Origin of the sequence: Thermoanaerobacter sp. RKWS2 (assembly GCF_026240795.1) — a bacterium.
Lineage (GTDB): Bacteria > Bacillota > Thermoanaerobacteria > Thermoanaerobacterales > Thermoanaerobacteraceae > Thermoanaerobacter > Thermoanaerobacter ethanolicus.
The window spans coordinates 1,234,277-1,258,382 of the sequence record NZ_CP110888.1 but is presented as its reverse complement, the minus strand read 5'-3'; the positions used below and the strand labels follow the sequence as shown (position 1 = coordinate 1,258,382).

Below are 24,106 nucleotides of genomic sequence, written 5' to 3'. Positions count from 1 at the left end.
GTACCTCCTTTCAATTTATTCCTCATTTATAGATATATTCTTTAATGGTACATTATAGAATGCACTTATTGTTTTTTTAATCTCTTCATAGTTAAATTTTTTATCTTCTGTCGGTTTTGCTATTTTTTCTGAATTTTGAGAAACCCTTCTCGCATTTCTAAAAGATAAGGTTATTTCTTTGATTTTCCCAAATTCTTTGTCATTTAAGTCTTCTACAAAAGAAACCTCTACTTCCACTCCCTCAATTTCATACAGATTTAAAAGCTTTTCCTTAATCTGTTCAATCAGCCTTTTTTTATATTCTGCCACAATTAGATTATCCCTCTGCTTTTCTGCTTCTTTTGAGATTTGCTCAATATTTATGTTTTTTAAAAAGTAATCATTTTTAAATACGTAGGCTTCTATATTTGCTCCTCCTTTTAAAAAATTTATCAAAGGATTTAAGATAGTAATCATGATTACAAACCCTATCGCAACTTTAGCATATTTTTTTAAACTGGAGGAAGGAACTAAAAGTTCTAAAACTATCAAAAGGATTGCAATATAAATTATCTGTGTTATCCAGTCTTTTAAAAACTCCATTGTTTCACCTACCTCAGCATAGTGGTAATATTAGCTGTTCCTATAATAGCTGTTATTGTAAAGAACATCATCACAGTAACAGAAGCCAATACCCCAAAAACATAAGTTAAAGAAGTTGCCACATCTGAAAGGCAATTTACTATCCTTTTATCGGAGATTGGTTCAATCACTGCTGCTGCAAAGCGATAAATGATTATGAGAGAAAAAAGCTTTATTAAAGGTACTGCAGAAATTATCACAATTGCTATAAGCCCATAAGTGCCTACTGCTCCTTTTATCAATAATGAAGCCCCTATAACTGCATCGACACTATCAGATAAAAGCCCTCCTACTACTGGTAAAAAAGCACCAACTGTATACTTCGCCGTTCTCGATATGACACCATCTGCCATTGAAGAAGATAAACCTTGTATAGTTACTACTCCTAAAAAAATACTCAATAAAATTGAAATAGAAGCTGTAGACAAAGTCTTAAAAAAATCCCCCATTTTATTCAAGCTAAACTTTTCAGAAATATTTCCTACAATTTTTACAGCTGTCATGAGCAAAATAATAGGCAACACAAAATCCCTCATCAGATGGGCTATAAACTCAACTGTCACAATGACAACAGGGTGAAAAAACGCTGCAGAGGTAAAAGCACCTACTGAAACAAGTAAAGTTATAAGTACAGGTAGCATCGATTGCATAAAATCAACCATGCTGTCAATTGCCTCTTTGCCAATTCCTAAAGCTTCTGTGAAGCTTTTAACCGCTATTACAATAAAAACTATATAAACCGCTAAAAAAGCAATCTCACTTATATTTTCATTTTCAAAGGAACTGTGCAAATTCATTAATATGCCGCCAATTACAGCCAAAATTAAAAGTTGTGTTAAAAGTCTTACAGAAGAATATAATTCTTTGAAAAACAATTTTAATAAATTTTCAAAGAGTTCCTTTATATTAAAAGGTTGTTTTCCTGATATCACATCTTGTATATAAGTCTTTATATCAACATAGGGAAGTATATTGCCATTTTTTTGATTAGCTTCTTTTACAAAGCGGTCAATCTGATAAGTGTCAATACCTTTCAATTGGCTTTCTATATCTTGTTGTCCCGTATCCGCTCTGGCAGTTGTTAATAAAATCATAATCATTAAAATTACAAAAAGTACCTTTTTCAATCTTTTACACCTCACGGCATTATTGAAAGAATTGTTTCCATCAATGCAACAATTATAGGTATTGATAAAAAAATTATGATTATCTTTCCTGCTATCTCTATTTTAGAAGCCAAATTTTTCTCATTTGCGTCGAGACATAGCTGAACTCCAAATTCTGTTATATAAGCCATACCAATGATTTTTAAAGTTGTCATAAAATAAATATTGTCAAGTCCACTTTTTCTAGCAAGAGTATTCAATACTTCTACAATTGCGCTGAGTTTTGGAAGAATCATCATAAAGATGATGACTCCGGCTACCAAACTTAAAATTATTGCCATTTCAGGATTTGTTTCTCTTAGAACTGTCAAAATAATCAAAACCACTATTCCTAAAATAACAATTTGAAATATTTCCATTCTATCACCTAATAAAGTTGAAATATTGTTTTTACTGCATTAAACAAATTGTTTATCATATATATCACCATCATCAAAACCACTACTATTCCTGCCAGTGTCACCATCATTGCTTGTTCTTCTCGCCCTGAACGGATTAATACTTGATTTAATACTGTTACCAGAATGCCAATTGCCGCAATTTTAAAAATTATATCTATGTTCATTATAATCCTCCTCTATAAAAACAATATGATTATCGCCAGTCCTGCCAAAACTCCAATATTTTTGTACAGCTTTTCGTTCTTTTTACTCTCTTCTTCTGCGTTACTAAGTTGCCTTTTTAAAAGCTCAATGGCTAAATCAAAATTTTTTCTTGATTGTATACGTCAGAATTGCCAAGTCCATACCCAAAAGACCTCAAAATTTGTACATCTTCTTTTTTAAGATAGCCATTGTCCCATTCATTTAAAGCTATCTCCCAAGCTTCTCCTGCAGTATAACCCTCATTTTGTGATAATATCATTCCTGTCTTAGAAAAAACAAATTTTATACTTTTATCTGAAGAGCGAGAAATTGCCATGAGTATTTCTCCTAAAGGAGCTTTTGAATATGTGATTTCTATTTTAAAAAGATTTAATGAAGATATCATGCATTTAAGTATCCAACGCCTCATTTTATATTTCAAAGCAAACAAATACCCTAAACTACTGGTAGAAAAAATAACTAAAACTATTCCAAGTAATTTCATTTTTCAGTCCTTCCTCTCCTATAGGGCCCTTTAAACAAAGTATTAAAATTCTCATCTAATATTTTTTCTACTGTACCTGCCCCTAAACGATTGCTTAAAATTACATAACGTTCAAAATATCTTAAAGAAATAACGTCTTTTAAAACAGGTTTTTTCATAAGGTCTTCAATGTCATTTGCATGAACTGTAGTTATAATCTTGACACCAGTATTCAGCACTTCATGAATCGCTTCTATATCCTCTTTTTTACCTATCTCATCTGTCACTACTACTTCTGGAGACATAGACCTTATAAGCATTATCATGCCATAAGCCTTAGGACATCCATCTAACACATCAGTCCTAATTCCCACATCCATTTGAGGTATACCATTGTAACAGCCGGCAATTTCTGACCTCTCATCTACTGCGCCTACTTTTTTACCTTTAAATCCCAAAAAATCTATTCCATTACTTATCCATCTTGTAATATCTCTTAAGAGAGTTGTTTTGCCACATTGAGGAGGTGATATTATTAAAATGTTATATACGTCTTTAGAAGGAGTAATTAAATATTTTAATATTTCCTCTGCCACTCCTATTATCTCTTTTGATATTCGATAATTGTATCCAGAAATATTCTTTAAAGTCTTTATATAACCATTTTCTAACACACATTTTCCAACTATACCTACTCTGTAACCACCTTTTAAAGTAATGTATCCATTTCTTATTTCTTCTTCAAAAGCATAAAGAGAAGATTTAGATATTAATTGAAGAGCTTTTTCACAATCTTCAGAAGTAACAATATAGGCCAAAGAAGGTGAAAAAGAAATAGTCCCTTCTTTTGACACAAACTTTTCTTCATTTTTTAAATAAACTGTGAGAGGTCTATTTACTCTAAGACGTATTTCTTCTACTTCTTGCAACAGGTCATCAGGAATTTTTGTAATTACCTCTCTTACTGACGGAGGAAGAGCATAAAGTACTTCCTCAAAATTTTTTCTTGTGTTCATATACCTGTCCCTCCCCTTGTAAAATTATATTTATAAGGCTAAATATTTATGAATAAAAAAATGCCCACTAACTTTTAGTTAGTGGGCATTTTTTTATTAATCTTCATCATCATCTACAATTTTCAAATTTTTTACTTTTAGGGTTTCATTGCAATGAGGACATACCAACTCAGCATCTTCATCTTCCAGAAGCTCTTCTTCCACACTCATCAACATATGGCAATTAGGACATTCTACCTCTACATACTCTTCATAATCCTCGTCTTCATCCTCATATTCCTCATCATCGTCATAATCATAGTCATAGTCGTCATCCTCATCCTCATAGTCCTCATCGCCATATATGTGGTTTTCAATTTCAGAAAGGTCTTCATCTATTTCTCCCACATAATCATCTAATTCGGAATGGGAAGCTTCCAGCTCATTTATAGCATCTGCAAAATCCTCTAAAGTATCTAAAATTGCCAAAATTATTTTACCTTCTTTTGTGCTGTCATCTATCCCTAAGCCGTCTGCTAACCCTCTTAAGTAGGAAACCCTTTCATTTAAGTATTCCATATTCCACATACCCTCCTTTACAAAATAGTATTTGACAAATTGCTGCGTTTATACCCTCTCTAAATATTCTCCGGTTCGAGTGTCAATTCTTATTTTGTCTCCAACGTTTATAAACAATGGGACTTGGATGACAGCACCAGTTTCTACAGTTGCCGGCTTAGAACCCCCTGTTGCAGTATCTCCTCTAAATCCAGGCTCCGTTTCTACAACTTCCAGTTCAACAAAAGTAGGGGGCTCAACGGAAAAGGCTTCGCCTTTATAGAACTTTACTGTAACAATCATATTTTCTTTTATGTATTTAATTGCGTCCTCAACTTTATCATAATTTAAAGGAATTTGCTCATAAGTTTCTGTGTCCATAAAATAATAAAGTTCTCCATCATTGTACAAATACTGCATTTCTCTTCTTTCTATAACTGCTTCTTCAAACTTTTCTGTTGGGCTGAAAGTTTTCTCTATTACAGCTCCTGTCATGACATTTTTAAGTTTTGTCCTCACGAAAGCTGCACCTTTTCCTGGTTTAACATGCATAAAATCCACAACTGTAAAAACCTGTCCGTCAACCTCAATAGTTACTCCTTTTCTGAAATCACCCGCTGCTATCAAAAAAATCCCTCCATCGCTTTAGTTTAATTCAATTAAATATTTCGGTGATTTAGTTAAATTTATAACACCATCTTCTTTTAATAATACCATATCTTCGATTCTTACGCCACCAAAATCGGGAATATATATACCTGGTTCTACTGTAACAATTGCCCCTTCTTTTAAAATTTCTTCTTTTTTGAAAGACAAGCTCGGCGCCTCATGAACTTCAAGTCCTACTCCATGTCCTAAAGAGTGACTAAAATACTGTCCATAACCTTTTTCTTCAATAACAGACCTTGCTAACAAATCCGCCTCTTTAGAAGTGATACCTGCTCTTATATTATCTATCGCTTTTTGCTGGGCTTCTAAAACTATGTTATATATCTCTTTTTGCTTTTCACTGGCTTTCCCCATCACTATTGTTCTTGTCATATCAGAACAATAGCCACCTACTTTACATCCAAAATCTATTGTGACAAAATCACCTTTTTCTATCACTTTTTCAGAAGCTTTTCCATGAGGAAGAGAAGACCTTTTTCCAGAAGCTACAATCGTATCAAAAGATAGGTCTTCTGCTCCTTGTTTCTTCATAAAATACTCTAATTCTAATGCTACTTCTTTTTCTGTCATTCCTACTTTAATGAATTTTAACAGATGCTCAAAAGCCCTATCAGTAATATTTTGTGCTTTTTTTATGTTTTCTATTTCTTCCTCATCTTTTACCATTCTCAAAGTCTCTACCAAATTAGCCTGTGGTATTAGCTCAATCTCTAAGAGCTCTTTTAATTCCCTATACTGTCCATAAGAAATATTTTCTTCAAAGGCTAGTTTCTTTATCTCCAATGTTTTAATGTATTCTTTTAAAACTTCTTTTATGCCAGTTTTGTGCTCGATAACTTCAAAATCTTTAACTTCTTTTTGTGCTTGCTCAGTATATCTTCCATCTGTAATAAAAATAGCTTTATCGTGGGTCACAAGAGCTACGCTGTCATCTCCAGTAAAGCCAGTAATATATGTAACATTGACAAATTTATAAATAACAAACGCTTCTATGTCTTTTTCTTTCATCAATTCTCTCAAATTTTGTAACCTTTTATTCATGATTTTACCCCCCAATTGAATTCTCTAAAAACTTAACTGCATTGAGGGCAAGGACATAACTATAAGGTCCAAACCCCGTTATCACACCTTTACACTTAGATGCAGTAACAGAGGTCTTTCTGTAATCCTCCCTTCCAAAAATATTTGAAATATGAACTTCTATTACTGGAACTGACACAGCTGCAATAGCATCCATAATAGCTAAACTGTAATGAGTGTAAGCTGCCGGATTTATAATTATAGCATCGAAATTGTTTTCTGCAGAATGGATAAGGTTAATTATTTCTCCTTCACTATTAGATTGCTGAATCTTGACAGCTATATCTAATTTTGCAGCCTCTCTTTTTATCAGATTATTTATTTCTTCGTAATTTATATCTCCATATACCTCTTTTTCTCTTTTACCTGTCAGATTTACATTCGGGCCATGAATTATCAAAACTCTTTTCATAATCTCACCTCACTTTACTATAATACACCTTATTTCCTTATTTGTCCACTACCTAAAATTACATATTTGTAGGTGGTAAGTTCTTTAAGTCCCATTGGCCCTCTCGCATGCATTTTTTGTGTACTTATTCCTATCTCTGCCCCAAAACCAAATTCTCCTCCATCTGTAAAGCGAGTAGAAGCATTTACATATACAGCAGCCGAATCTACTGATTTTAAAAACATCATGGCATTTTCATAATTTTCTGTAATAATGCTTTCCGAATGGCCTGTCGAATACTTTGAAATATGATCTAAGGCTTCTTCTATACTATCTACAACTTTTACAGCCAGTATAAGGTCTAAATATTCCGTTTCCCAATCCTTATCTGTAGCATCTTTAACTTGAGGACATATTTCTTTTGTAATTTGACACCCTCTTATTTCTACTCCCAAAGAACTCAATTCTTCTACCATTAAAGGCAAAAATTCTTTTGCAATAGATTTGTGAACCAAAACTGTCTCTACTGCATTACATACCCCTGGCCTTTGTACTTTTGCATTCACAATGATGTCTTTTGCCATATTAAACTTGGCAGTCTCATCTACAAAAATATGGCAATTGCCTACTCCTGTCTCTATTACAGGCACTGTAGAATTTTCAATGACATTTTTTATAAGACTTGCTCCCCCTCGAGGAATAATGAGGTCAATTAGACCATTTAACTTCATCATACGGTTTACTTCTTCTCTATCGGTATTTTCTATAAGCTGTATTGCCCCTTCAGGAATACCAGCCTCATAGGCAGCTTCAGCAAGAATAGAAGAAATTGCTATATTGGAATTGATCGCATCACTTCCTCCCCTTAAAATCACCGCATTCCCCGACTTTAAACATAGGCCTGCCGCATCAGCTGTCACATTCGGGCGAGATTCATAAATTATACCTATTACTCCAATTGGCACTCTCATTTTGCCAATTTGAAGTCCATTTGGCCTCTTCCACATCTTTTCTATACTTCCTACAGGGTCAGGAAGAGCAGAAATCTCTCTTAATCCTTTTGCCATAGCTTCGACTCTTTTTTCATCAAGTTTTAGTCTATCTATGAGAGAAGCTTTTATATTCCTTTTTTCAGCCTCCACAACGTCCTTTTTATTAGCCTCAAGTATTTTTCCAATATCTTTTATTAAAGCATCTGCCATGTGATTCAAAGCTAAATTCTTTGTATTTTCATTCAACACAGCCATTCTTCTTGCCGCAACTTTTGCCTGTTTCGCCTTTACTTCAACTTCCATACTTCTCACCTCTTTCAAGTATTACGAGATTATCTCTATGAATCACTTCATCATAATACTTATAACCTAATATTTTTTCTATATTATGAGTTTTACAACCTTTTATCTTTTCAACTTCTTCTGAAGAATAATTAATAAGTCCTCTGGCAATCTCTTTTTCTTGATGGTCAACCACTGCAACACAGTCTCCTACATCATAATCCCCTTCAGTTTTTACAACTCCACTTGGTAATAGACTTTTCCCATGCTTTATAATAGCTTTCGCTGCTCCTTCATCAATAAAAAGAAATCCGTTCACTTTCGCATTAAAAGCAATCCAAATTTTCCTGCTATTTATCGGGTTTTTCATAGGCAAAAATGTAGTGCCAATTTTTTCGCCATTTGCTATCCTATTTAATACATTGTCAATTTTCCCATTCGCTATAATCATCTTAACTCCTGAATTCCAACATATCTTTGCTGCCTGAATCTTTGTATACATTCCCCCAGTTCCTCTTTTTGTCCCAGCACTACCCGCAATTTTAAACAATTCATCTGAAAACTCTTCTACGATTTCTATAATTTTTGCCTCTTTATAAATTCGAGGGTCTTTATTATAAAGTCCATCAATGTCAGTCAAAATTATCAAAAGGTCAGCCTCAACTAAACTAGCAAGCAGCGCCGCTAAAGTGTCATTGTCTCCAATTTTAATTTCATCAACAGTTACTGTATCATTCTCATTTATTATTGGCACAACGCCCCATTTGAGCAGGTTTGACAAGGTATAACTGACATTTAAATACCTTCTTCTATCGCTAAAATCTTCCTTAGTCAAAAGAACTTGCGCAGTAATTTTGCCATATTCATTAAAAAACTTTTCATAAATCTCAATTAAAAGCCCTTGCCCTATAGCCGCTAGGGATTGCTTTTCTGGAATGGTTTTAGGTTTTTCCTTTAAATTTAATTTTCCCATTCCAGCTCCAATTGCCCCAGAGGTTACTAATACTACTTCCTCTCCTCTGTTTAATAAATTAGCAATTTGCCTTACTAACTTCTCCATTATTTCTAAGTTCAATTTACCATTTTCATATGTCAGAGTGCTTGTACCAACTTTTACCACAATTCTCATACTTTCGACATCCTTTTTGCAACATTAAGATATATCTCTTTTAGTTTTAAAGCATCTTCTGCCATAGTTCCCCTTGATTCACATATGACAATAGGCTCCATCTTTCTTTCATAGAAAAGCTGTGCCAAAGGCTCAAATTCTGGCCCATATTGAGTGTCATTTAACGTCCAATGCCTTTTTTCTCCCTGCTCTGTGTATTCAATTCTGCTAAAATGGACGTGTATCTTTTTCGCCCTTTCTTTTCCCAAATACCTTTCAATAATATCCAAAACCTCTGCATAATCTTCTATAGACTTAAACCTTCCATTATCTCTTGCATGTAAATGGGCAAAGTCTATAGTAGGAATAATTCTCTTATCCACATTGCACAGCTCCAATACTTCTTCTAAAGTACCCAATTGGTTTTTCTTTCCCATTGTCTCTGGACATATGGTTACGTCAGTAAGTCCTTTGTCCTCCATCTCTTTTAAAATTTCATTTAAAACTTTTTTTGCTCTCTCTAAAGCCTCTTTTCTCGTCCCTTCAGTCGCAGAGCCAGGATGAAAAGTTACCCTTTTTGCCCCCATCCATTTTCCCGCAATTAAACTATCTATTAAGTATCTTTTAGAATTCTCCATTTTGGTTTTATCAGTAGTAGCTAAGTTTATGTAATAAGGAGCATGAACAGTAATAGTTATGTTGAATTTTTGTGCGTTTTCCTTAACCTCTTTCGCCATCTTTTCGCTAATTTTTATTCCCCTTGAAAAAGAATATTCATACGCATCAAGCCCCATGTTATAAAGCCATTCAGGCATCTCTAGAGAAGACTTATGCCCTTCTTTGTAAAAACTGTCGGAATTCCCAGAAGGTCCAAATTTTATCGTCAATCCCCTCATCCTTTCTTAAGTCTAATGTAAGCCTTTATAACTTCCTCTGCTACTTCATCTATTGTCATATCGGATACATCAATAGTGTAGTCAGCAAACCTATAAAAAGGATCTCTTTCTCTTAGAAGCTGTCTTATTTTTTCTTCTGGATTATCCACCATAAGAAGAGGCCTGTCTTTATTCTTTCCTATATTCCTCAATATAATTTCTGGCCTCGCTGTAAAGCAAATTACAACTCCATTTTTTCTTAATTGTACAATATTTGAAGGATTTAATACAACACCCCCTCCTGTAGCAATCACAAAATTTTTTAATCGAGCTGCTTTTATAACCGCTGCTTTTTCCAATCTCCTAAAATAGTCTTCTCCATATTTTTCAAAAATATCTGAAACAGTCATATTTGCCATTTTTTCAATCATTTTATCCGTATCTATAAAACCGAAGGACATAGTGGTAGCTACTTTTTTGCCAACAGTAGTTTTCCCGGTAGCCATAAAACCCGTTAAAACGATGTTTTTCATGAATATTTCCTCCCTAAGGCAATGAAGGTATTTTCTCTTTTAAAACTTTTTCTATAGTATCAGTTATTACCTTATTCACATCTATGTTTTGAGGAGATTGAGAAGCAGAAGGCTGTTCTACATTATTTGATTGTTCACTTCTGGTATCATCATACAGAGACTTGAAAGGGTCACTTTTACCTTTTAAAAAATCTGTCGGTATTGAAGTACCACCACTGTCTTTCATTGAATAAATAAAGATCTGTAGAGTCAAAAGAAGGTTGTGCTGATTTTGGTCTTTTTCAATAGAGAAACTTTGAATGTTACAAAGTCTCTTAGAATTTTGTATTTCATTTAGAAAAGCTATAATCTCATCGTAATTACCTGAAACAGTAATATTTACGGGTATTGTCACAAAATCTTCTTTTTTCACATTACTAGTTTCTTTTTGACTTTGATCTTGGTTTTCAAAAGTTAAGCTTTTTGTCTTTACACCTGTATCATTGACCATTTGTTGTAAATTAAAAAGAAAAATTTCTATATCCCTTTCTTCTGGTAAAATCATGCTTAATTCCTTTAGTTGAGTTTGTTGCTTGTCTAAACCTTCTCTTAAATTTTTATTGTTTAAAGCAGTTACTTGTTCTAAAATTTGTCTTTTATTTTTTAATTCAATAGATAAATTTCGTATTTCTAAAATTTTGGGAGTTAAATAATATTGATAATAAAGTGCAAAAAATCCGAGTATGACAGCAAAGTAAATTAATACTCTTTCTCTTCTTGTAAGCTTCATCTATGATACCACCTTGATTTTTACTTGTAAAACATATTTTAGAAGGCCTTTATCTGTCAAATCCACCGATATCACTTTCACATCTTCTACATAACTTATACTTCTTAGGTTAAGCATAAAAGCTGCTATATCAGATTCTGAAAGTGCTTGTCCATCTATTTCCAAAATATTTTTCTCATATTTCAAAGAATCAATAGATACTTTTTCAGGTATATTTGAGGCTAAATTTTGCAATATACCTACTGCATCCACTTTTTGCTTTTTCAATTTTTCTATTAAGCTTTTCTTCTTTTCTATATAAGCGGATAAATCTTTTACATTTTGCTGCAACTGAGAAATGTCTTTAAATTTACCTAATTCATTATCTGCGTATTTTAAGTCTTGATACAATTTATTGATATATACCAGTGGAAAAGCTATTAAGGCAAAAATAACGGTGGTTAAAACAAACACAAAAAAAAGACGGGATATTTGTTTTTTTCTTCGCATTTTTTGTTCCTTTAGTTCAGCTGGTATGAGGTTTATATCCTTCAACCTATTCCCCCCTTAAAAGGCATCCATAAACAGGTAAAAAGTATAAATAATCTTCTGTTTCTATCACAAAAGTAGGTATCCTAAAATAATCTTCCACGTATTCTCTCAATCCTAAAAGTTTAGAAGTACCACCTAACATGATAATTTTTTGTATATTTTTATGATATGTGGCATAATAAAAATCAAATATTCTGCTTAGCTGTTGAAACACTTCCGAAAAGGATAAAAGTATAGTATCTTCTATATCCTTATAGTTTTCTTCTCCAATAAATTTTTTTGCCCTTTTATATTCTTCTGCTGCTTGAAAATCTATATTAAAGGCATTCGCAATTATTTGTGTAATTTTATTTCCACCAAACTCTATGCTCCTACTAAAAATGTAATTTCCGTTATCAATCACCGTCACATTGGTAACAACTGCCCCTATATCTACAACTGACACTATTCCCTCAGCTAAATTCACCTTTTTACAAGCTTTATAAATTGAATTGCTATAAATATCAATGGCTTCTAATTTTAATTTTAACATCTCTGCTAATTTAACATATTTTTCTATTATATCCTTAGGAGAAGAGGCAATCAGTACTCTAATCATTTTATCTTTCTCCGCAATATTAGGTAAATATCTATAATCTATTACATAATTTTCAGTGTCAGGAATGTATTGCTCAATCTCATAGTATAAGGCCTTTTCGACTTCCTCTTCTTTCATTAGTGGCAATTCTAAATCCCTTATTATATTATTTGAGCTGGAAATAGTAAAACACACTTGTTTTTCTTTGATATTGTTCCTTTTCAAAGTCTCATTAATTACATCTGCCAATGAATTTATATCAATAATTTTACCATTAGTTATCACATTAGAAGGCGTATTTATCATTAACCTTTTACCAAAGAATTTATTCTTTTTTTCTCCAACTAATAATTTTGTATTAAAATTCCCTATTTCAATTCCAAGCATTTTTTACCTCCTAATGGCGCTTATTGTTATTCACTTTAATAGCAGCCATTGTTATAGCTTTTATTATGTCTACCTCAAATTGCCTGACTAACTCATTTGTCTTTACATATAGTTCTCCTTCTTCTGATACAACATATTTTGGAGGTAAATTGTTAAGTGCTAAAGCTTTTATGTCCATTCTACATCTGTCGCATTTACAAACGTCTAAATCTTTCAAAACCTTATCCATCATTTGGTCAACAGCGTCTTCCATGTAATTTTTAAGATGCATAAAAACCCTCTCCCATCATTTTATTTCCCACTTAGATATAGTAAGTGGGTCGGACGATTCGAGATTAAGTATAAGCTCTGCATATCCCTCTTTTTTGATGTTTTTGTACTCCCCTGTTGTATTTATGTGTATAATATATGTAAGCCTATTGTAATTGCTATCTAAAGTCATGCTTTGTATTGTGTATTTTTGACCAGTATCCCCTAAATACCCTGATTGAGGATATTTATAAAATACGTTTTCCTGAAGATAGTTCTGCACAAAGGAATAGATGCTTTGATATAAAAATTCTCTTGGTATTTTTTCATTGGAGTTGTTTATGATATTTTGTGCTCGCTGAGATAAATCACTAAGTAATTGGTCATTAAACTCATTTTTGGCAATATCCAAAGCTGCTTCTGCAGCGTATGAAGCAGAAATAGAATTTGCGTAGGCATGTGAAATTTTATAATTAGTAATAGTAACTTCTAAAATAGCAACCCCAAGGACTGTGAGAATTAAAATCACCATTAGAGTAAATATTAGGGCAGAACCTCTCTCATTGACCATTTATATCACTCTTTCTTAAAAAAACATCTGTAGAGAGGGAAAATCTGTTTGACCCATTATCATCACTTTGCCCAATTATTTGGATATTTATCATGTTGGTACTTTTTTTAGCCACATTAAAGCCATAAATCTTGACAGCTAATTCATGCCCTGCATTGTCATTGGTATAAAGAGCGTGCTTTTTTCTGTCTAGCCTTATGACAAGGCCGTCTATGTTTATGCCATGTCCATTGTCAATTACAGTAACATGAGAAGGCCCCTTTTCCAAAGCAGTTACAATGTAATTCATGGCAAATCTGACATTTTGCTCAACATCGACGTTATTCTGTGTACTTATAAAAGACTTGTATCCTGAATAATATAAAGATGAATAAACCCCTATCACAACCCCTAATATAGCCAATGTCACGATCAGTTCAATGAGGGTAAAACCCGCTTCTTTTTTTACCACCATTTTAACCACCATGGAATAGCAAGTCTTACACTTTCTGCCGCTTTTGTGGCAACAGTTTTTAAATTAGTCACTCCTGAATTGATTAAATTGATGACTGTACTCACCAGTTTAGGAACTTCTATAATAGACTCCAACCCAAAAGCAGGTATTACTACAAAAAGTATGAATAAAGCAGTCCATGTAGCAATTATCACTATTGTTATCAGGTCCACTACATGCTTTATTACATCATTACTACTGCTACCGCCTCCACTTGGGTTTTCCTCAGAAGGTATTTCTACAGGAACATAAGAAGTAATTTCCGTTGCAGGCGCCATAATATAAAGGGTATACATAGGAGTGTTTGAACCAATTTTTCCTACTTTTATTTGATACTGAGAAACTTCCCCTGTAGATGTTTGCTGTTCTACATAGGCTATAAAGCCTTCTTTTTCAAAGTCAGTTACTACTTTGGCAAGGTCCGCATTGTCTTTTACAATTCCCGCCTTTATGTTTTCTGCAATTGTCTGTGCAATTGTAGCTTCTTTTGTCTTTATCTTAGAGTTAGCAGAAGTTATAGCAGATTGACTAAAAATGCCCAAAAGAGGTATTGCCACTATTGCAAATATAGCTATTGAGACAAGTACCTCTATTAAAGTCATGCCTTTATTATCCTTTGAAATTTTCATAAAATCACTCCTAATAATTCCCCTTTATCATAATACGCCCTGTAGCAGGAAGCACAGTTATATAAATTTCTTTTTTGTTATTTTTTAAAGTTATTGTACAACCTCCAGTAGATGGAACCCCCATCTGATTAAACCTTATTTCTTTTTGTATATTTTCCTCTATTATAATTCCTTTAGGCAAATCCTTTGTCTTAATATTTTTATCGTCCTCATATCTATTTATGTAATAACCAGTCTTATCGGGTTTGATTTCAAAATATAAATTTTCTCTTTCGAAAATACTTTTGTGCTGAATATATCTTAAATCCTTCACAACTTCATGAGCTATAAGAGTAAGTCTTACATTTGACCTTGTCGCATCAAAAAAGTCAGTCGAAGGAATAACTATAAGAACTATAACTGTGAAAATTGCCAAAACCGTTACAAGCTCTATTAAAGTTAATCCTTCCTCTCTTTTCATAAGCTTAACCTCTTATGAATTTTATATAATAATTTAACATCTCATACCCATACAAAATTGAAATAAACCATGCAATGGAAATGTAGGGTGCAAAAGGAATGTAATCTTTTCTCCCTTTAATTTTCAAAGCTACTAATATAGCTCCTCCCAATGCTCCAATGATTACAGAAAGGAAAAACACTAAAATTGTAAGCTTCCACCCTATAAAAAAACCAATTAACGCCATCAGTTTTATGTCTCCTCCTCCCATCTCTCCTCCTGAAATTAAAGAGATGAGAAGGAGAATTCCTCCACCTAAAATTAAGCCCAATACATAATCCAAAAATCCATAATTGTACATTAACAATCGAAAGATTATAGCACCTACACATCCTGCAATAATTATTTTATTTGGCACTATTTTGTGTTCCATATCAATAAAACTTATTGAAATCAATATAGAAGCTAAAAACATGTAAGAAAAAGCTTTAAAATCTAAACCAAATTTATAGTAAATTATCAAAAACACAATTCCAGTCAATACTTCAACAACAGGATACCTTGCTGAAATCTTTTCTCCACAATACCTACATCTTCCTTTAAGTAGAATATAACTCAATATAGGTATTAAATCAATAGTTTTTAATTCATGTCCACATTTAGGGCAATGAGAAGGAGGATAGACTATTGACTCTTTTCTTGGCACTCTGTGTATGACCACATTTAAAAAACTTCCTATAATTGTGCCGAATAAAAATATCAGTATGTAAAGTAGTATCTCCATAATGACCTCCTAAAAAAATATTAAGGAGGGCACAAAAATGTGCCCTGGATTATTTAATTATTTCATATGGAGCAGTAGCTAAAATTGCTCCATTATCAATAGACACTTGAACTTTATGATTATCTTTATCAAGAGTAATTACAAATTTGCTTCCGCCAGATTGAGGTATGTAATTATCAGCTAAATAATGTTCATTGTATAATTGATCCACTGTAGGGATATTATCATCACTACCCTTATCCACAATCCATCTTGCTGCTGCATCTGCTATAATTTGTGCTGAAGCCTTATCAGCTTTTTCTTTAGAACTAGTTAATGTCCCTGTAAATTGAGGCACTGCAATGGCTGCCAGTATCCCTAAAATTGCAATGACAACAATCAATTCAATTAATGTAAAACCTCTCTCATCCTTGTTTAATGCTTTTACCAACCATTCCATCCTTTTTCACCCCCTTTCCCAATATCACTGGCCTATGAAATTGTATAATTGGAACAGCGGCATGACAATTGAAATAACTATAAATCCTACCACTGTCGCCAGCATAACAATTATTAATGGCTCTAGAAGAGTTGTCATTTGTGAGACAGCTGTATCCACTTCTCCGTCATAAAAATCCGCAGTTTTATTTAATATGCTGTCCAATGAACCTGAACTTTCACCAATACTTATCATCTGAATTACCATTGGCGGGAAAATGCCAATTCTTTTTAAAGGTTCTGAAAGGGGTAAGCCTTTTTTTATATCTTCTTGCGCTTTTTTAAGTCCCTCTGCTACTACTGTATTACCCACAACTTTTTCTACTACTTCCATTGCCTTCATAAGCGGTACACCAGCACTTATCAATGTTCCTAAAGTCCTTGTAAACCTGGAAATTAAAATCTTTTTGTTTAGAGGGCCAAAGATTGGCATGTTTAAAAGCATTCTGTCATAAATGCGCCTTCCTTCAGGTGTCTTCAAAAAACTCGAAATCGAATAAGAAATCACCAAAATTACTCCTGTGTAAAAGTACCAATATTGAGATATAGAACTGCTTATAGCAATAAGTATTCGAGTGGGAAGAGGCAACTGGACTCCAGCATTTTTAAACATACCTACAAAAATAGGTAAAACATTTGTCAAAAGAAAAATAACAACTAATACAGCTACAACAGATACAATAAGAGGATAAGTCAAAGCAGACTTTACTTTTTGATTTAATTCATTTTCCTTCTCATAGTGGTCCGCCATTTCATTCATTACTTTATCAAGAGTTCCACTCACTTCCCCTACTTCCACCATGTTATAAAGAAGCATAGGAAAAACATCTCCGTATTTTTTCATTGCATCAGACAAAGTCCTTCCCTTTTGAACTTCCTCATAAACTTCGCTTATAGCTCTTTTTAGCCTTTTATTCTCCACTTGCTCCTTAATAGTGGCCAAAGCCGTCACGATGGGTATACCTGCATTCATTAAAGTAGCAAATTGTCTACAAAAAACAGCAATATCTTTTATCTTTACCTTTTTAAAAGAGCCAAAATCTAATATGTCCTGTTTTACAACTTCTTCTTTGATGTCAATTATATAATAATTTTTTTGCTTTAAAACATCAATGCACTGAGCCTTTGAATCAACTTCCAAAGTCCCTGTAACGAGATTTCCTCCCATATCCCTTGCCCTATATGCATACAACGGCATATAATCACCTCTATATCATGCGAGAAAAATTCTCTTGGTCCACACAATAGGTCAATGCATCCTCCAAAGAAATAACTCCTTTTTTTAACAGATGTAAAATAGACATATCCATTGTCATCATTCCAAACTTGCTACCTGTTTGAACTGCCGACTGTATCTGGAAAGTCTTCCCTTCTCTTATGAGATTTCTTATAGCAGGAGTAGCAATCATCACTTCTGTCGCAACTACTCTGCCGCTGTTGTCCTTTTTAGGTATAAGCTGTTGAGAAATAATTCCCTCTAAAACATTTGAAAGCTGAATTTTTATCTGCTGCTGCTGATGGGGAGGAAAAACATCAATAATCCTATCGATCGTCTTAACGGCTCCTATTGTGTGAAGAGTGGACAAAACAAGATGGCCTGTCTCAGCAGCAGTTATAGCAATTTGGATGGTTTCTAAATCCCTCATCTCTCCCACTAATATAACATCCGGGTCCTCCCTTAAAGCAGCCCTTAAAGCTGAAGCGTAAGATGCCGCATCATGCCCAATCTCTCTTTGATTTACTATGCTTTTGTTGTGTTTATGTAAATATTCTATAGGGTCTTCCAATGTGAGAATATGACAAGTCCTTTTAGAGTTTATCCAATCCACCATCGCAGCCAGTGTAGTAGATTTACCACTGCCAGTAGGTCCTGTTACCAATATAAGCCCTCTCGCCTTTAAAGCTAAGTCTTTAAGTATTGGAGGAAGTCCCAATTCCTCTATTGTAGGTATTCTCAAAGCTACAGACCTTATTGCAAGACTATAACTTCCCCTTTGTTTGTATACATTTATTCTAAACCTTCCTAATCCTGTAACTGAATAGGACAAATCAATATCTCCATTTTGTTCTAACTTTTTCAATTGCTCACTTGTCAATAAATCCTTAACTATTTCTTCAGTCTGCCCAGGGGTAAAAGGCTCCCCTTCTAATTTTTCTAAATAGCCATTAATTCTAAGAACTGGAGGTACTCCAACCGTTATATGCAAGTCTGAAGCTTTTCTTTCAACTACTAATTTTAAAAGTTCCTTTGTATCCATATCCCTCATTCCTCGTAAGTTAGTCTTATCATTTCATCAATTGTAGTTTTTCCTTGTAATACAAGTCTTTTAGCACTTTCTCGTAAAGTTTTCATGCCATTTTTTACAGCCTGAGCTCCAATAACATCAGAGGAAACCTTAGCATTTATAAGCTCTCTAATATCAGAAGTAACAGTCATTATCTCATATATAGGAATTCTTCCCCTATAGCCTGTTTTATTACAAACAGGGCACCTCTCCCCTTGTATAAAGTAATGTCTTCATTTTCTGAAATTCCCAATAGTTCTTTTTCACCTTTGGAAGCTTTATAAGAAATTCTACAGTTATCACATATTTTTCTCGCCAATCTCTGAGCAATAACCCCTACTACAGAAGAAGATACAAGATAAGGCTCTATACCCATATCTATAAGCCTAGTCACCGCTCCCGCCGCATCATTTGTATGCAAAGTGGAAAGGACTAAGTGCCCTGTTATGGCAGAACGAATAGCTATCTCAGCAGTTTCAGTATCTCTAATTTCTCCAATCATAATTATATCAGGGTCTTGCCTCAAAATTGACCTAAGAGCAGTCGCAAAGGTAAGGCCTGCCTTTTCATTAACTTGTACCTGGTTTATTCCCTCAAGGGAATACTCAACAGGGTCCTCAACAGTTATTATATTAACATTGGGTTTGTTAAGCTCTCTCAGCATTGCATAAAGAGTGGTGGTTTTCCCACTACCTGTAGGACCAGTCAAAAGCACAATGCCATTAGGCCTTTTGATAAGTTTATCAAAGAGCACCAGATCCTCTTCTTCAAAACCTAATTGCTCCTTTGTCATTATAAAATTTTCCTTGTCTAAAAGCCTCAATACCAATTTCTCTCCAAAAACAGTGGGCAATGAAGAAACTCTTATGTCAATATTTTTACCACCTGTAGTAAAATCAAATCTGCCATCTTGAGGAAGTCTTCTTTCAGCGATGTTCATATTAGCCATAATTTTTACTCTTGTCACAACAGGGGCATGGGTACTTTTTATAGTCCTCATAGCTTCTGTTAATTGTCCATCTATCCTAAATCGAATTCTAAGGTCTTTTTCAGTAGGTTCAATGTGAATATCTGAAGCCCTATTTTTTATTGCCTGCTCAATTATAGAATTTACAAAGCGTACAGCAGGCGTTTTGTACTTCTTCAAGAATCTCATCTGGCAGCTCTTCTTGACTTTCACTTTGAAACTCCTTTTTAAAATCCTGTACTGCTTTTTCTGCCTGTTCTCTTCCGTAAATTCTATCTATGGCTTTTAAGATGCTTCCTTCAGAAGCAATTAAAGGCTTTACATTTTGTTTTGTAATGATTCTCACATCATCTAGTGCAAAAATATTCAGAGGGTCTGCCATTGCTACCAATATACCATCTTCATCTTTTTTTATAGGAATAATAGTATGTCTTTTAGCAACAGCTTCGGGAATTAATTTTGCCACATCTGGGTCAATATAGTATTTTTGCAAATCTACATGTGGAATACCTAATTGAAATTCTAAAGCCTCTAGTATTTGGCTTTCTGTAACATACCCCAATTTAATGAGAACTTTTCCTAACTTTTCTCCTGTTTTGCTCTGAACTTCTATTGCGTGCTTTAGTTGTTCTTCTGTTATAAGCCCTACCTCAACTAAAAGCTCTCCTAGCTTTTTTTTGGCCATAAAATATACCTCCAAAAATAATAAAGCCGACATAAGCCGGTTGCACCACTGTATCCGTGAGGCATAAAGTGCCCACATATAGCCTCACTTCATCTACTCTTTATAAAATATTCTACAAATTATGCGTAATTCCTTCTTTTAAATACATGTATACCAAATTTTTGTCGAAAAATTCCCCTGTCCACAACTTGAAAGAATAATTAGCTTGATTAAGTAGCATAAAAAGTCCATTAGAATACTTTATTCCATTCTTTTTCGCATGTTTTAAAAAAGTAGTTTCAAAAGGATTGTAAATAAGGTCATATACAAATTTAGCTTTCAAAACCACTTTTTCATCAGCAGGAGAATCTTCTGTATTTGGATACATTCCTACGCTTGTAGTATTAACAAGTATATCTATTTCTGGTAGTTCTTTTACTTCATTTATACTGCAGTAATCGCACTGAATCTTAAATTCCCTTTTAATATATTCTGACAAATCTTTTGCTCTTTCAACACTTCTATTGGCAATTATTATCGAATCTATCCCTTTTAGAGCAAGAGCGACACAAACTGCCTTAGAAGCCCCACCAGCTCCTAAAACAACAGCTTTCCTCCCTTCAATTTTTTCTCCTACTTCTGTTAATGAGTCTATAAAGCCATAGACATCCGTATTATATCCTTTCAATATTCCTCCTTCATTGACTACAGTATTGACTGCGCCAATTTTTAATGCTTCTTCTGAGACCACATCTAGGTATTTAATTATTTTCTCTTTATGAGGTACAGTTACATTAACTCCTCTTATTCCTAAAGCTTTTACTCCTTTTACTGCTTCTTCAAGCTTTTCCGGCAAAACATCAAAAACAGTGTAGACACAATTTAAATCTAAAGAATTAAAAGCATAGTTATGTATTAAAGGTGATAAACTATGTTCTACAGGATGACCTATAAGACCATACAATTTAGTACTTGAATTAATCTCCATATCTCTCAATCCTTTTAAGTACATGTCTTTCCGCCCTTCTCATAAGCTTAGTCCATCCTAATTCCTCTTTCGATAAAGGCTTTACTAAAATAGTATATAAGCCTGCTCTTTTTCCCCCAAAAATATCAGTAAATATTTGGTCTCCTATCAAAGCAGTCTCATTAGGCTTAGCATCTAAAATCTTTAAAGCCTTTTTAAAAGCTCCTTTTCTCGGTTTAATAGCCCAAGCTATTCCAGGTACACCAACTTTTTCTTTAAATTCACTCACTCGCCTTTTAGTGTTATTTGAAATAAGGCAAATTTTAAATCCTTCTTCTTTCATTTTTTCCAACCATTCGATAGTTTGTTTATCAGGAAATTTTGATTTTTGAGGTACCAATGTGTTGTCAATATCTAAGACAAGACTAGTAATTCCTTTTTCTTTTAAAAAATCCAAATCAATTTGATAAATATTTTCCACTATCATATCAGGAATCAACTTTTCATACATATGTTCACCTCATTTTGTTAAAATTATATAATAAAAAAAAATAAACTGTCAATACAAACAGTTTTACATGGAAAGCTCTTTAAAAAGCTTATTTAAAGCCTTCTTTTCAATCCTTGAGACATAGGAACGAGATATACCAAGCATCTTTGCTATTTCTCTTTGAGTCCTCACTTTCCCATTGTACAGACCATACCTCATTTCTATAATTAACCGTTCTCTATTTTTTAAAACGCTGTTCATTTTACTGTACAACTTTTTAATTTGAAGTTTTTTCTCCACTTGCTCTGATATTTCATCTTCCTCTGTGCCAAGTACATCCATCAAAGATATCTCATTGCCCTCTTTATCTACTCCAATAGGATCCTGTAAAAAAACCTCCCCTTTCATCTTTTTTTCTGCTCTTATAGACATAAGTATCTCATTTTCTATACATCTTGCTGCGTATGTGGCAAGATGAGTACCTTTTGAAGAATCAAAAGTAGAAATTGCTTTTATAAGCCCTATTGTTCCAATAGATATCAAGTCGTCTATATCTTTACCAGTTCCACTGTATTTTTTTACTACATGGGCTACCAATCTCAAGTTCCTCTCTATTAAAATATTCCTCGCTTCCTCATTACCGTTTCTATAAGCTTCTAAATATTTTTTTCCTCTTCTGGAGTAAGTGGATTGGGAAAAGAGTTGGTGTTTGTCAAGTAACCAAGATTTAAGATTTCCTTTACAATTGATGCCAAAATTGCAACAACAACTTCCCACATTGCCGCCACCCCTTTTTTCAACATTACACATCTATTATATGAGGTTTATACAAAATGGTGCACGTACATCAATATTTCATTATTTCCTCCGCTATTTCTTTGAAAAGAGGGGCAGCTTTAGTTCCTCCAGTATCTCCATTTTTTACAAAAATCGAAATTGCATATTTAGGTTTATCAAAAGGAACAAAACCTGTAAACCAAGCATGATATATATTTAGCTCCTTGCTAACTTCAGCAGAACCTGTTTTACCAGCACTGCCATACGTAGTCTCAGCCCTTTTTCCTGTCCCTTCTGGGTCAATAACCACTTCTCTCATCATTCCTTTTAAAATTTTGGCTGTTTTTTCGCTTATCACTCTGTAAGACTTTTTCTGAGACAATTTTTCAATTTCTTTCCCTTCTTCATCAACTATTGCAGTCACTAAACGTGGAACATTTCTAACACCGTTATTAGCTATTGTCGCTGCGATATCAGCTGCTTGAAGAGGCGTCATCAGCACATCTCCTTGCCCTATTGACAAATTCCCAATACCTGCTCCATAAGTATCAGACAATTTAGGCAATCTCCCTATTTGCTCAGGTATTGGCAGACCATCATCACTTTCTATTCCAAATTTTCTCGCCATCTCCAAAATATTTTTGGCCCCTGTTATTTGCCCAATCTTTATAAAAGTAGTATTGCAGGAAACTGCAAAACCTTTTACCATGTTTATTACTCCATGACTTTCTCCTTTGTAATCGTGAAATACTATTCCATTTATATCATAACTACCACTGCAATAAAAAGTATCCTGTAAATTCACTTTATTATATTCTAACGCTGCAGCAGCTATTACAATTTTAAAAATAGAGCCAGGTGGATACATTGAGACAGCTTTGTTTATAAATTCTTCGTTAGAGCTATTTAAATAAGCTTGAATATTATTTTGGTCAAAATTAGGCCTACTTGCCATTGCAAGTATATCACCTGTTTTTATATCTAATACCACTGCTGCTCCATCTACCATATTCTTGTCAAGAACATTCTCTACTGCCTTTTGTATGTGATAATCAAGTGTAGTTTTTACCCCCAAAACTTCTTTTCCAGAAGTTTTTAACCTTACTCCTAACCCTTTTATATAATCAGTATTATTCCCATCAGTAAACACTGCAATGCTATCTTCCCTTTTGCTATTTAAAATTTCATTAAAAGTATCTTCTAAACCCATCTTTTTCTCTCCTACATACCCTATTACATGTCTTGCTAAAGAATTTTGCGAATACCTTTGAGGCAAAGCTAACTTAAAAATGCCTATAGGTAATTTGTTGTTTGAGTTAAATTTAACTTCATATTCCACATAATCTTTTGCACTTTTTAAGGATTTTAACACATCCTCACAGTTTACTGCGGCAATTTCACTTATAACCTTAGCGGCTTTTTCTTTGTCAGTTAACATTTTAGGTATCGCAAATATATATTCTTTATATTCTCTATCTGTAAAAGGAATCATATTCCTATCGTATATTTCTCCTCTTCTCTCCAAAATTTTAAAGCTTCTAATTTTTTGTTCCACTGCTTTTTGAGAATAAAAATCTCCTTTGATTACCTGAATGTAAAAAAGCCTAAAAATCAATGTTAACGTTAAAATTGACAAAACTACCCTCAAAAAAACAATCCTATAATTTCTTTTTCCATAAAACTTTGCTCCTTTCAGGAAAAAGTATTCCCAA

General features: G+C 33.6%; 28 protein-coding genes, 3 pseudogenes and 1 riboswitch. All 31 genes and pseudogenes read right to left on the bottom strand.

Annotated elements, in window-relative coordinates; genetic code table 11:
- Positions 1-15: 15 nt before the first annotated feature.
- The 31 genes and pseudogenes from spoIIIAF to OEI98_RS06305 all read right to left on the bottom strand — a co-directional run bounded on the left by spoIIIAF (position 16) and on the right by OEI98_RS06305 (position 24,090).
- A complete protein-coding gene (spoIIIAF, locus tag OEI98_RS06455) occupies positions 16-582 on the bottom strand; it encodes a stage III sporulation protein AF (RefSeq protein WP_266040329.1) in 567 nt (188 codons plus the stop codon).
- A gap of 8 nt (positions 583-590) precedes the next feature.
- Positions 591-1,748, bottom strand: coding sequence for a stage III sporulation protein AE (gene spoIIIAE, locus OEI98_RS06450; RefSeq protein ID WP_266040327.1), 1,158 nt, complete (start codon positions 1,746-1,748; stop codon positions 591-593).
- Positions 1,749-1,759: 11 nt separating this feature from the next.
- Complete coding sequence (spoIIIAD, locus tag OEI98_RS06445; RefSeq protein ID WP_266040325.1) at positions 1,760-2,146, bottom strand: stage III sporulation protein AD; 387 nt, start codon at positions 2,144-2,146, stop codon at positions 1,760-1,762.
- 8 nt (positions 2,147-2,154) lie between these two features.
- The gene (spoIIIAC, locus tag OEI98_RS06440) at positions 2,155-2,352 is read right to left on the bottom strand and encodes a stage III sporulation protein AC (protein WP_003869832.1); all 198 of its coding nucleotides are present in this window, start codon (positions 2,350-2,352) and stop codon (positions 2,155-2,157) included.
- A 12-nt stretch (positions 2,353-2,364) separates the two neighbouring features.
- Positions 2,365-2,876, bottom strand: a pseudogene (gene spoIIIAB / locus OEI98_RS06435) (stage III sporulation protein SpoIIIAB).
- Positions 2,873-3,871 carry a stage III sporulation protein AA gene (gene spoIIIAA, locus OEI98_RS06430; protein WP_014062810.1) on the bottom strand — a complete coding sequence of 333 codons (999 nt, stop codon included), beginning with the start codon at positions 3,869-3,871 and terminating at the stop codon, positions 2,873-2,875. Before spoIIIAA ends, spoIIIAB begins: the two are co-directional and overlap by 4 nt.
- Positions 3,872-3,967: 96 nt before the next feature.
- Entirely contained in the window at positions 3,968-4,429 is a 462-nt protein-coding gene (locus tag OEI98_RS06425; protein WP_003868440.1) for a CD1247 N-terminal domain-containing protein, read from the bottom strand.
- Between the two features lie 48 nt (positions 4,430-4,477).
- A complete protein-coding gene (efp, locus tag OEI98_RS06420) occupies positions 4,478-5,035 on the bottom strand; it encodes an elongation factor P (protein ID WP_004396379.1) in 558 nt (185 codons plus the stop codon).
- Positions 5,036-5,053: 18 nt separating this feature from the next.
- Positions 5,054-6,118 (bottom strand): M24 family metallopeptidase, encoded by a 1,065-nt coding sequence (locus OEI98_RS06415; protein ID WP_003869828.1) that lies wholly within the window; start codon positions 6,116-6,118, stop codon positions 5,054-5,056.
- A gap of 4 nt (positions 6,119-6,122) precedes the next feature.
- Positions 6,123-6,569: a type II 3-dehydroquinate dehydratase gene (gene aroQ, locus OEI98_RS06410; protein ID WP_004396383.1), complete on the bottom strand. Its 447-nt coding sequence runs from the start codon at positions 6,567-6,569 to the stop codon at positions 6,123-6,125.
- Between the two features lie 29 nt (positions 6,570-6,598).
- Complete coding sequence (locus tag OEI98_RS06405) at positions 6,599-7,843, bottom strand: glutamate-5-semialdehyde dehydrogenase (RefSeq protein ID WP_266040319.1); 1,245 nt, start codon at positions 7,841-7,843, stop codon at positions 6,599-6,601.
- Positions 7,833-8,951, bottom strand: coding sequence for a glutamate 5-kinase (proB, locus tag OEI98_RS06400; protein ID WP_266040317.1), 1,119 nt, complete (start codon positions 8,949-8,951; stop codon positions 7,833-7,835). The genes OEI98_RS06405 and proB overlap by 11 nt, the downstream gene beginning before the upstream one ends.
- Entirely contained in the window at positions 8,948-9,826 is an 879-nt protein-coding gene (locus tag OEI98_RS06395; protein ID WP_266040315.1) for a TIM barrel protein, read from the bottom strand. The genes proB and OEI98_RS06395 overlap by 4 nt, the downstream gene beginning before the upstream one ends.
- Positions 9,823-10,338, bottom strand: coding sequence for a shikimate kinase (locus OEI98_RS06390; protein ID WP_266040313.1), 516 nt, complete (start codon positions 10,336-10,338; stop codon positions 9,823-9,825). The genes OEI98_RS06395 and OEI98_RS06390 overlap by 4 nt, the downstream gene beginning before the upstream one ends.
- Before the next feature lie 13 nt (positions 10,339-10,351).
- Positions 10,352-11,107 (bottom strand): type 4a pilus biogenesis protein PilO, encoded by a 756-nt coding sequence (locus OEI98_RS06385; RefSeq protein WP_003869822.1) that lies wholly within the window; start codon positions 11,105-11,107, stop codon positions 10,352-10,354.
- The gene (locus OEI98_RS06380) at positions 11,108-11,641 is read right to left on the bottom strand and encodes a PilN domain-containing protein (protein ID WP_004396414.1); all 534 of its coding nucleotides are present in this window, start codon (positions 11,639-11,641) and stop codon (positions 11,108-11,110) included.
- Between the two features lies 1 nt (position 11,642).
- Positions 11,643-12,602, bottom strand: a complete 960-nt coding sequence (gene pilM / locus OEI98_RS06375) for a type IV pilus assembly protein PilM (RefSeq protein ID WP_266040309.1) — start codon at positions 12,600-12,602, stop codon at positions 11,643-11,645.
- 10 nt (positions 12,603-12,612) lie between these two features.
- A complete protein-coding gene (locus OEI98_RS06370; protein ID WP_003869819.1) occupies positions 12,613-12,873 on the bottom strand; it encodes a late competence development ComFB family protein in 261 nt (86 codons plus the stop codon).
- A gap of 15 nt (positions 12,874-12,888) precedes the next feature.
- Positions 12,889-13,422, bottom strand: a complete 534-nt coding sequence (locus tag OEI98_RS06365) for a pilus assembly PilX family protein (RefSeq protein WP_266040305.1) — start codon at positions 13,420-13,422, stop codon at positions 12,889-12,891.
- Positions 13,412-13,876, bottom strand: coding sequence for a PilW family protein (locus tag OEI98_RS06360; protein WP_266040303.1), 465 nt, complete (start codon positions 13,874-13,876; stop codon positions 13,412-13,414). Before OEI98_RS06360 ends, OEI98_RS06365 begins: the two co-directional genes overlap by 11 nt.
- Positions 13,867-14,544, bottom strand: a complete 678-nt coding sequence (locus tag OEI98_RS06355) for a type IV pilus modification PilV family protein (RefSeq protein ID WP_266040301.1) — start codon at positions 14,542-14,544, stop codon at positions 13,867-13,869. The genes OEI98_RS06360 and OEI98_RS06355 overlap by 10 nt, the downstream gene beginning before the upstream one ends.
- Positions 14,545-14,554: 10 nt before the next feature.
- Positions 14,555-15,004 (bottom strand): prepilin-type N-terminal cleavage/methylation domain-containing protein, encoded by a 450-nt coding sequence (locus OEI98_RS06350; protein WP_266040299.1) that lies wholly within the window; start codon positions 15,002-15,004, stop codon positions 14,555-14,557.
- A 4-nt stretch (positions 15,005-15,008) separates the two neighbouring features.
- Positions 15,009-15,767 carry a prepilin peptidase gene (locus tag OEI98_RS06345; RefSeq protein ID WP_266040297.1) on the bottom strand — a complete coding sequence of 253 codons (759 nt, stop codon included), beginning with the start codon at positions 15,765-15,767 and terminating at the stop codon, positions 15,009-15,011.
- A 49-nt stretch (positions 15,768-15,816) separates the two neighbouring features.
- Complete coding sequence (locus OEI98_RS06340; protein ID WP_266040295.1) at positions 15,817-16,206, bottom strand: type II secretion system protein; 390 nt, start codon at positions 16,204-16,206, stop codon at positions 15,817-15,819.
- Between the two features lie 24 nt (positions 16,207-16,230).
- Positions 16,231-17,442, bottom strand: a complete 1,212-nt coding sequence (locus OEI98_RS06335) for a type II secretion system F family protein (protein ID WP_266040293.1) — start codon at positions 17,440-17,442, stop codon at positions 16,231-16,233.
- Positions 17,443-17,452: 10 nt separating this feature from the next.
- Positions 17,453-18,502: a type IV pilus twitching motility protein PilT gene (locus tag OEI98_RS06330; RefSeq protein WP_266040291.1), complete on the bottom strand. Its 1,050-nt coding sequence runs from the start codon at positions 18,500-18,502 to the stop codon at positions 17,453-17,455.
- A gap of 5 nt (positions 18,503-18,507) precedes the next feature.
- A pseudogene (gspE, locus tag OEI98_RS06325) lies at positions 18,508-20,181 on the bottom strand (type II secretion system ATPase GspE).
- Between the two features lie 26 nt (positions 20,182-20,207).
- Positions 20,208-20,290: riboswitch (cyclic di-GMP riboswitch) on the bottom strand.
- A 3-nt stretch (positions 20,291-20,293) separates the two neighbouring features.
- Entirely contained in the window at positions 20,294-21,148 is an 855-nt protein-coding gene (aroE, locus tag OEI98_RS06320) for a shikimate dehydrogenase (protein ID WP_266040289.1), read from the bottom strand.
- A complete protein-coding gene (locus tag OEI98_RS06315; RefSeq protein ID WP_266040287.1) occupies positions 21,138-21,638 on the bottom strand; it encodes a YqeG family HAD IIIA-type phosphatase in 501 nt (166 codons plus the stop codon). Before OEI98_RS06315 ends, aroE begins: the two co-directional genes overlap by 11 nt.
- A gap of 63 nt (positions 21,639-21,701) precedes the next feature.
- A pseudogene (sigK, locus tag OEI98_RS06310) lies at positions 21,702-22,396 on the bottom strand (RNA polymerase sporulation sigma factor SigK).
- Positions 22,397-22,464: 68 nt separating this feature from the next.
- Positions 22,465-24,090, bottom strand: a complete 1,626-nt coding sequence (locus OEI98_RS06305) for a peptidoglycan D,D-transpeptidase FtsI family protein (protein WP_266040598.1) — start codon at positions 24,088-24,090, stop codon at positions 22,465-22,467.
- Positions 24,091-24,106: the final 16 nt, after the last annotated feature.